This window comes from Methanobrevibacter sp. (assembly GCF_045577275.1).
GTDB lineage: Archaea > Methanobacteriota > Methanobacteria > Methanobacteriales > Methanobacteriaceae > Methanobrevibacter.
Genome location: NZ_JAZNIB010000343.1, coordinates 1 through 9,846, shown reverse-complemented (window position 1 = coordinate 9,846; position 9,846 = coordinate 1). Strand labels below are relative to the sequence as shown.

Here is a 9,846-nt window from a genome sequence, read left to right as displayed (position 1 = left end):
ATCATTTTAATTTTTTAATATAAATATTTTTTAACTAAATTATCTTTTAACTAATTATTTTTTAATATAAATATTTTTTAACTAAAAGATATAGATAGACTATTGATTATAATTAATTTAAATTGAGTGATTCCATGACTAAAAAACGTTGCCCTTGGGCTGAAGATGTAGAGGAAATCTATGTAAGATATCATGATGAAGAATGGGGAGTCCCTACCTACGATGACCAGGAACTCTTTGAAATGCTTGTTCTTGAATCATTTCAAGCAGGACTTGCATGGATTACAATATTAAAGAAAAGAGAAAACTTCAGAGAAGCCTTCGATAACTTTGATGTTGAAAAGGTGGCAAATTATGATGAAGAGAAGATAGAAGAGCTATTGAACAATGCAGGAATAATAAGGCATAAAGGAAAAATAAACGCTGCAATAAACAATGCAAATGTCTTCATCGAAATACAAAAGGAATATGGATCATTCTCAGATTACATCTGGCAATTTACAGACAATAAGATACTGGTAGATACCGAAGAGAATTATCTAACCAATTCTCCTCTTTCAGACAAAATAGCTAAGGATTTAAAAAAAAGAGGAATGAAATTCGTTGGAACAACAATAATATACTCCTACTTGGAATCAATCGGAATAATCAACAATCATATTCATGAATGCTTTAGATACGAGGAATTGAAATGAAAACACGAGACTTATTAGAAGAAATAAAGGAAAACATCAAGGATTATGAAATTGAAATCTTTGAGAATAGAGCTAATGATGAGAATGCGGATGAAGCTTCTAAACTACGTGCAAACTTCCATATTCAAAACTACAATGAGATTATGGCATTGAAGATTGATGAGGAAGATGAAAGAAATATAGATATCGATGATGGCTTGATAAATGACATTAAAGATGAATTATACAGATTTTTTGAAGGATGTTCCCCTGAAAGTGAAGAGATATTCAAAAGGTTCATCACATATAATTGCATTTACTTAAGTCTAATAGCTAAAAGGCCATTGCATCCTATTGGAATAGATATGCACAATGGAAAAACAGTATTTGCTGAAGAAGAAGATGGCGAAACAGTATACTACTGCGACATAAAAGAAGAGCAAGCAAAGATTGCTAAAGATTATTATACTTGTCAATACTGTGTTTGCAAACCAAGCGAATTAAAAGAAGAATGATTTAGAAAATAGTGAAAAAATTAAATTTAAAAAAATTTAAAAAAAAATAAAAAAAGTAAGGGAACATAATCCTAAAGTTGGATTACATTCTGTTGGACTTCGTCATTGTCCTTTCCTTCATAGAGGATTTCAGCCAATTTCATTAATTTTTCTTGACCTTTGACCTCATCCTTGAATAAAGGAACTTCAGCAACGACTTGATCTGAAAACTTTTGGTCAATCAAAGCGAGACGTTTTTGCTGGAGCATGTATCTTGAATGACAGAAGTCACAATCTGAAATGTCTGGCATTACCTGATTGACGATTATGCTGTCAGTTGTAATGTCATATTTGTTCAATGCTTCAATAGCTCTTTCAGATTCATAGATGGACATTTCCTCAGGAATTACAACCATCTTGAATGTTGTTCTATCAGGGTCAGAGAGTACTGCTTTTGCTTGATCAATTTGTTTTTTAGTCTCTTCCAATTCCTTGCTTGACTGCAAGTCATCTGCTGCATCCATAAATGGAATGATGTTCTTCAATGCATTTGCTGCAGTACCTAATTTTGCCTTTGCCTTCATGAGTTTTCCTACCCAAGAGTCCATGATTTCTGGGAAGGAAAGAAGTCTCAATGTGTGGCCTGTTGGCGCAGTGTCAAATACAACTACATCATACTCATTGGAAGTCATTACAGATAAGAAGACTTCAAATGCTGCCGCTTCGTCTGCACCTGGAGATGCAGAAACCAAATCCATTTGTTCACCTAAGAAATCAAGACCGAATAATTGATCAGGGCTTGCCACAGACTTTTGGCTTTCCAAAGCCCTTTGCTTTTCTTCCATTGCCTTATCCGGGTCAATTTCTACTGCAAAGAGGTTTTCATTGATTTGGACAGGATAGTGTCCAATTGTCACTTCAAGTGAATCAGATAATGAATGAGCAGGATCTGTTGATACGATTAATGTTTTCTTTCCTTGATTTGCTAACCACAATGCAGTAGCTGAAGAGACGGAAGTTTTTCCTACTCCACCTTTGCCTCCAACAAATATGAAAGTGGTTTCACCTTGCTTGAATTTAAATAAATCTTTAAACGCCATATAATCCCTCCATAGGATTTTATTATATGATAATTTTTATTCTATTTTTTAATCTGAAATCTATACTAAAAAGTTTTAGTAACAATAAGTTATTTTATCCTTATTACATATAAAGTTTATCTTTTTTAAGTGGAAAAAACTGCAAAAAATAAGCATGCTTAGAAAAAGAAACTAATAAAAAAAGCTTTAAAACTTAAGTTAAGAATTCAAAATGAATTCTTAACATTAAATTTTTCTCTAATCAAAATCAATCGGCAGAATTGAAATCGATTATTTAAAGTACTCTGTTTAATAATATATTTTCCACATATTTAAAATTAACCTTAAAAGAAGGAAAAACTTGCCATAGTCAAAAATATAAAAAACTAGATTTTTTTTAAGTTCAACGGCTTAATACAAAGGTTATTTTGCTAGCATAATGATGATCTTGATAATTTCAAAAAAAATATTTTAAATATTTCTTAAAATTAGTAATCATTTTGCTAGAAGAATACTTTAAATAAATAGTGAGTTCAAAAAACATTTTTTTCTGCCTCATAATTTTTTTTAGAGCATATTTTTATCTAGGCAAGAAAAACCTTCAATTTCCTATTTAATTTCATTATAAATAAATATTATAGTCTTTTTAGTCTAAACTCAACTAAATAATTATTATTTTATAATAATACTGTCATAATTTCCTTATTTGATTAAAATATTTTTGCAAAATTGTTATAATATTGATTTAAAATGATAAAAATAATTTAAAAAAAAATCAAATATTATGAAAATTTTATATTAAATAAAAATAATAAATATAAATTAATATGATTTATTAATTCTCAACTAATAAATTATAAGCTTAACAATTATCTAATTATCAAAATGAAAATGGTGATTTAGTGACTAACAATGAAATTGAAAAGAAATGGCAAAAAATCTGGAGAGACAACAAGCTATTTCAATCAGACCCTAATGAAAAAGAAAAATTATTCATAACAGTGGCTTATCCATACCCAAGTGGGGCTATGCACATTGGTCACGGTAGAACATATACCGTACCTGATGTATTTGCAAGATTTAAAAGAATGGAAGGCTACAATGTATTATTCCCTATGGCATGGCATGTAACCGGTGCACCAGTTATAGGTATTGCAGACAGAATCAAAAGGAAAGACCCATGGACCCTTGACTTATACGAAAGAGTCCACAAGGTTCCTCATGACACCCTTCCAAAATTGGAAGATCCAATCAACATTGTAAAATATTTCAGTAACGAATACCATACCGTAATGGATGATATGGGATATTCCATCGACTGGAGAAGGGAATTCAGAACAATCGACCCAACCTACCAAAAGTTCATCACATGGCAAGCTAAAAAGCTCAAGTCCTTAGGCTTGATCAAACAAGGGGAACACCCTGTAAAATACTGCCCTCACGATGAAAACCCTGTAGGAGACCACGACTTGCTTGAAGGTGAAGGAGTAGGTGTAAACGAATTGACCTTAATCAAGTTTGAAGTTGAACCTGGCCAATATATCGTACCTGCAACCTTCAGACCTGAAACCATCTTCGCTGCAACCAACGTATGGTTGAACCCAGAGGTCCACTACATTGAAGTGGAAGTTAAATCCGGAGCATGCGAAGGGGAAAAATGGATCATAAGTAATGAAGCTTTCCTTAACCTTTCCAACCAGCATGACTTGGAGATTATCGGAGACATTGATCCTAAACCATTAATCGGCAAATACGTTAAAAACCCCCTTAATGGAGAACCATTACCAATCTTCCCTGCAAGCTTTGTAGACCCTGAATACGGTTCAGGAACTGTATTCTCCGTACCTGCTCATGCACCTGCAGACTATATCGCACTTAGAGACTTGAAGGAAAATGAAGACTTGATCAAAGAGTTCGATATAGCTGATGAAGTTGCTAAGGCAAACCCTATCAATGTTGTAACCGTAAAGGGATATGGCGAGTTCCCAGCTGTTGAAGTTGTAGAAAGAATGGGAATCGAAAACCAAAATGACCCTAAAGTGCAAGATGCAACTGATGAATTGTACAAAGCAGAACACAGCAAAGGATACATCAGTGACCATATTGAAAAGTACGCTGGAAAAAGGGTTGCATATATCAGAGATGAAATCAAGGCTGACATGATTGAAGCAGGCAGTGCAGACATCATGTACGACTTTGCAGAAAGACCTGTAATCTGCAGATGCGGTAACAAATGTGTAGTTAAAGTGATGGATGACCAATGGTTCATCAGATATGGTGACGAGGAATGGACTGAAAAGACCCAAAAGCTCCTTTCTCAAGAGACTATCATTCCTGGAGAAATCCGCTCCAACTTTGAATATTACCTTAACTGGTTGGATGACTGGGCATGCTCCAGAAGAGTAGGTCTTGGAACCAGAGTTCCATGGGATGACCAATGGCTTATTGAACCTTTATCCGACTCTACAATGTACATGTCCTACTATTCAATAGCTAAATATCTCAAAGACATGGACCCTGAAGACTTGAATGAAGCATTCTTTGAAAAGGTCTTCTTAGGAGTGGACAGCGATGAAATCACCGTTGCACCTGAAATTGTAGATGAGATTCAAGCTGAATTCAACTACTGGTATCCTCTTGACTGGAGATTATCTGCAAAAGACTTGGTAGGAAACCACTTAAGCTTCCTTATGTTTACTCATGCAGCGATTTACCCTGAAGAAAAATGGCCAAAAGGTACCGTAGTATTCGGTATGGGACTTCTTGAAGGAAACAAGATGTCCTCTTCAAAAGGTAATGTAATTCTCCTTGCAGATGCAATTGAAGAGTACAGTGCAGATGTAGTAAGGCTCTTCTTGATGGCATCAGCTGAACCATGGCAAGACTTCGACTGGAGAGAAAAAGAGGTTAAAGGAACCCAAAGAAGACTTGAATGGTTTAGAGAATTTGCACAAAAGGTCGAAGACATCAAAGGTGAAAAGTTAGACTTATCCAATATTGAAGAAGTTGCTCTTGAACGTAGCATCGACAAATGGATGATCAACCAATTGAATGTCCATATCAAAGCTGCAACTGAAGCACTTGAAGTTTTCCAAACCAGACAAGCATTGCAACATGCTTTATTCTTGCTCAAAAAAGACTTGGACCACTACATGTACAGAGTCAAAGACCTCTTGGACAAAAAGGACCCTGCTGTAATCTATGTATTATCCACATTATTAAGCAACTGGATCAGATTACTTGCTCCATTCACTCCACACACTTCAGAAGAACTTTGGAGCAAATTTGGCGGAGAAGGTTATGTCTCATTTGCACAATGGCCTGAATATGATGAAGAGCTTATCAGCGAAGAGATTGAAAGATCAGAGTCTCTTGTCCAAAACATCGTAAAGGACATCAACGAAATCAGAAACATCGTTGACACAGACCCTGAAAAGATCCACATTTACCTATCCCCTGACTGGAAATGGGATTTATACAAAATTGCTGATGAAGTGGGAAAACCTGATATCGGTCAAATAATGGGTAGAGCAATCGGTCAAAACATCTATGATGACAAGAAGGAAATCGCTGGCGCAGCTAAAAAGATTTCCAGAGAAATGACCAAAACAAGATACATCGGCAAGATTGATGAAGCTAGCATATTAAATGATGCAAAAGACTTCATTGAAGCTGAAGTGGAATCAGAAGTGATCATTCACACCGATGACAGCTACGACCCACAAAACAAGGCAAGAAATGCAATGCCTTATAAGCCTGCTATTTTCATGGAATAAATAAACTACTCCAATAGCTGAAAAAATATATTAAATAAATCAATGGCTATTTTAAATAGCTATTCTTATTTTCTTTTTTTATTAATTATACAATTTTACCTAAAAACTATTTTTAAGTTAAACAAATTGTTAAAAAATCTATTAAACTATGACCATACCTTTAAAATAAAATTCAATTATTACTCAGGTTTTAATTTTAATAATAAAAGTAATACTTTTTTAAAAATTAGTAATATTTAAATACTGGGGTTTACAATATAAATATGATTAATACTTTTTTTTAAATTAGTATTACTAATTTATATGATTCTTTAAATATCGTAATATTTAATCTAATTGAAAATTGTGAATCTTTAAAAATTTGCAATTTTATGGTATTGATCAATTTTTACAAGATTTTTTAATGAGGAATTCTATGAACAGAAAAATATTAATTGTTTCAGTCATTGCATTAATAGCAATCATCACTGTAGGTTCTGCTTCTGCTGGTTTCTTTGACTTTTTAACCGGAGATTCAGAACGTGCACCTGATGAATTGGTATGTGCTGCAATGCCTCACGGAGAAGAACCTGAATACGGTTTCGACCCAATGCATGGTTGGGGATACAACGATGGAGGAGTTGAACCATTAATTCAAAGTACATTGCTAAAGCATGGAAAGGATGCAAAAATAGTTAATGATTTGGCAACAGATTATAAAGCATCCAGCGACTATAAAACATATACTGTAAACATTCGTGATGATGTTAAATTCCATGACGGCTCTAAATTAACTGCTAAGGATGTTGCATTTTCCTACAATACTGCTAAAGAAACTGGAGAAAATACAGATTTAAGTATGATGAAAAGTGTAAAAGCAGTTAACGACACTCAAGTCAAATTCGAATTGGATAAATCAGATTCTACATTTGTACATAAATTGGCTGATTTAGGAATCGTACCGGAAGCCACTTACGATAATGCAAGCTATGGCCAGAACCCAATTGGTTCCGGACCTTATAAATTTACCCAATGGGATAAAGGTCAACAAGTCATCTTAGAAAGAAATGATGATTACTATGGCAAAAAGCCATATTACAGCAAAATCACCAACCTTTTCCTTGACAGAGATGCTGCATTCAGTGCAGTTAAATCTGGAGATGTTGATGTTGCAGAAGTACACTACACCTATGCAGATGAAGATGTCGATGGATACCACCTTGAAAGATTCAAATCTGTGGATATGCAAGGAATTTCATTGCCATTAGTTCCTGAGGGCCAAGAAACCCAAGAAGGAAATCCTGCAGGTAACGATGTAACTGCAGACCCAGCAATCAGAGAAGCTTTAAACATAGGTATTGACAGAGAAAAAGTTATTGACACTGCATTGAATGGATATGGTGAACCATCAACTAATGGTATCGGATTCCTATTACCATACACCTACGATAACTTCGAAGATGGAAAAGTTGATGAAGCTAAAAAGATCTTAGATGATGCAGGTTGGAAGGATACCGATGGTGATGGTATCAGAGAGAAAAACGGAACCAAAGCATCCTGGACATTATGGTACTATCCAACTTTAGTATACAGAGAATCCATTGCAATAGCTGTATCTGAACAAGCAAAAGAATTAGGTCTTGATATGCAATTGCAAGGTTCCAATTGGGATGATATTGAAGGCAAATACAGCACCATGTCCATAGTATGGGGTGGTGGAGGTTGCGATCCATCAAGTGTTGCATACAATTATGACAGCAGATTAGCAGGATCCGGATATTCAAACCCTACCTTAATGAATGATTCAAGTGTTGATGCACTTATAGACCAAGCAAGAAGTCAAGAAACAAATGCTTCCTATCCAACATGGTCTAAAATGGCTCAAAAAGCTAATTCACATGACCCTTACATTTGGATTGGTTCTGTAGACTACACTTACTTCGTAAATGACAATGTAGATCTCTCACCTGATACAGCTACCGTTTACGGACACGGTGGAGACATTTGGGGTAATGTCTACGATTGGAAAGCAGCAAACGCAACTGCATAAGTCCAAGAAAAAATAATCTTGAAAGCCATATAATGCTTTCTCATAACAAAAATATTAATATTAAAATGGTTTATTTTACAATAAATCATTTTTTTTATTAATATTAAAAAAACTTTTTTTAAAAATAGAATTAAAGATTTAACTTATTTTAAAAATTAAAAAAATAGAAATAAAAAGGCTCTAAATTATATTTAAAGCCCTAAATAAAATATTATTCTAATAAAATAGCATCAATAGCTTTTTTACAAATAGCTAAAGATTCCTCAAGCTCTTCTTTTGTAATGACCAAAGGTGGATTGAAATACATCACATTACCTAATGGCCTAAGCATCAAACCGTCTTTCAAGGCTTCTCTATAGATTTTATAACCTATTCTTTCACTTGCATCAAAGCCATTTTTAGAGTCCTTGTCTTCAACAAGTTCAATTGCATTGATAAGTCCCATTTGCCTGATTTCACCAACATTTGGATGCTCATCAAAGATTTCATGGAAACGATTATTGAGCCAAATTGCCTTCTCATTAGCTTCTTCCAATATATTGTCCCTTTCCATAATCTTCAAGGTCGCATTTGCAACGCTTGCAGCAAGAGGGTTTCCAGCATAGGTATGGCTGTGCATGAAGGCAACATTATCAGCATAATCCCCATAGAATCCATTGTAGATTTCATCTGTGCTTACACAAACCGCCATTGCCATATATCCGTTTGTAAGCCCTTTTGAAATGCACATTATATCTGGACTTATTCCTGCATGGTCCACTGCAAACATCTTGCCGGTTCTTCCAAATCCTGTAGCGATCTCATCTGCAATCAAGAGAACATCATACAAGTCACAAAGCTCCCTAAGCTTCTTGAGATACAATGGAGGATAGGTCTTCATTCCAGCGCTTCCTTGAATCAATGGCTCGACTATCATTGCACAGGTTTCATGACCAAACTCTGCAAATGCCTTCTCTGCATGTTCAAAGCATTCACATTCACAGCTGTCCCTATGCTTATTGTATGGACATCTATAGCAGTCAGGAGCTTCGACCTTGATTGTATCAATCATGATTGGTTCAAAGACCTTTGAATACTCATCAAGAGCACCTACAGACAATGCTCCCAATGTTTCTCCATGATATGCACCGGTAAAGCACATGAAGCGTTTCTTATGTTCCTTGCCATTTTGAGCACAGTATTGGAATGCCATCTTCAAGGCGCATTCAACAGATGCTGAACCGTTATCAACAAAGCTGAACTTATTGAGACCTTCCGGCATCACCTTTATCAAACGTTCGGATAATTCTATGATTGTCTTATGAGAGAAGTTTGCAAAAAGAACATGATCCAATCTGTCAACCTGTTCCTTAAGGGCTTCGCTTACCTCTTCATTGCAATGTCCAAGGAGATTGCACCACCAGGAACTTATTATGTCTATATATTCCTTGCCATCTACATCGTATAGCTTCACTCCCTTTCCATGATCAATAATGATTGGTGGGAAATCTTCATAATCCTTCATCTGAGAAGCAGGATGCCAAATATGGGCCAAATCCTTTTGGACACATTTTTCACTGTTATTCATATTAAAACCTAATAATTATATTGAATATTATTTTTGAATAATTTTTAAAATCTATTCTTATAAACTCTAATTATAAGATTGGATTTTATATTAAATAAATCTTTAATTTTTTCATTCTGAAGATTAAAAAATACCATTATGAAAATTTGAAAAAAGCATATGAAAAAATCTACAATAGAAAATGAAATTTTAAAAAATCATAAACTTTCCATTAAAAAATGAAAAAT

6 protein-coding genes are annotated in these 9,846 nt (G+C 34.5%); 4 read left to right on the top strand and 2 right to left on the bottom strand.

The features are described 5' to 3' along the window. Positions 1-134 precede the first annotated feature (134 nt). On the top strand, positions 135-695 hold the full coding sequence (locus ACKI67_RS09905) for a DNA-3-methyladenine glycosylase I (RefSeq protein ID WP_407463368.1): 561 nt from the start codon (positions 135-137) through the stop codon (positions 693-695). Then, complete coding sequence (locus tag ACKI67_RS09900; RefSeq protein WP_407463367.1) at positions 692-1,189, top strand: DUF2115 family protein; 498 nt, start codon at positions 692-694, stop codon at positions 1,187-1,189. The genes ACKI67_RS09905 and ACKI67_RS09900 overlap by 4 nt, the downstream gene beginning before the upstream one ends. Before the next feature lie 71 nt (positions 1,190-1,260). Here the strand turns inward: ACKI67_RS09900 and ACKI67_RS09895 are convergent, their stop codons facing one another. Beyond that, positions 1,261-2,268: a TRC40/GET3/ArsA family transport-energizing ATPase gene (locus ACKI67_RS09895; protein ID WP_407463366.1), complete on the bottom strand. Its 1,008-nt coding sequence runs from the start codon at positions 2,266-2,268 to the stop codon at positions 1,261-1,263. 881 nt (positions 2,269-3,149) lie between these two features. Between ACKI67_RS09895 and leuS the strand changes: the two genes are divergently transcribed. Next, the gene (gene leuS / locus ACKI67_RS09890) at positions 3,150-6,023 is read left to right on the top strand and encodes a leucine--tRNA ligase (RefSeq protein ID WP_407463365.1); all 2,874 of its coding nucleotides are present in this window, start codon (positions 3,150-3,152) and stop codon (positions 6,021-6,023) included. A gap of 415 nt (positions 6,024-6,438) precedes the next feature. Next, positions 6,439-8,052 (top strand): ABC transporter substrate-binding protein, encoded by a 1,614-nt coding sequence (locus ACKI67_RS09885; protein WP_407463364.1) that lies wholly within the window; start codon positions 6,439-6,441, stop codon positions 8,050-8,052. Positions 8,053-8,263: 211 nt separating this feature from the next. Here the strand turns inward: ACKI67_RS09885 and bioA are convergent, their stop codons facing one another. Next, the gene (gene bioA / locus ACKI67_RS09880; protein WP_407463363.1) at positions 8,264-9,619 is read right to left on the bottom strand and encodes an adenosylmethionine--8-amino-7-oxononanoate transaminase; all 1,356 of its coding nucleotides are present in this window, start codon (positions 9,617-9,619) and stop codon (positions 8,264-8,266) included. Positions 9,620-9,846 lie beyond the last annotated feature (227 nt).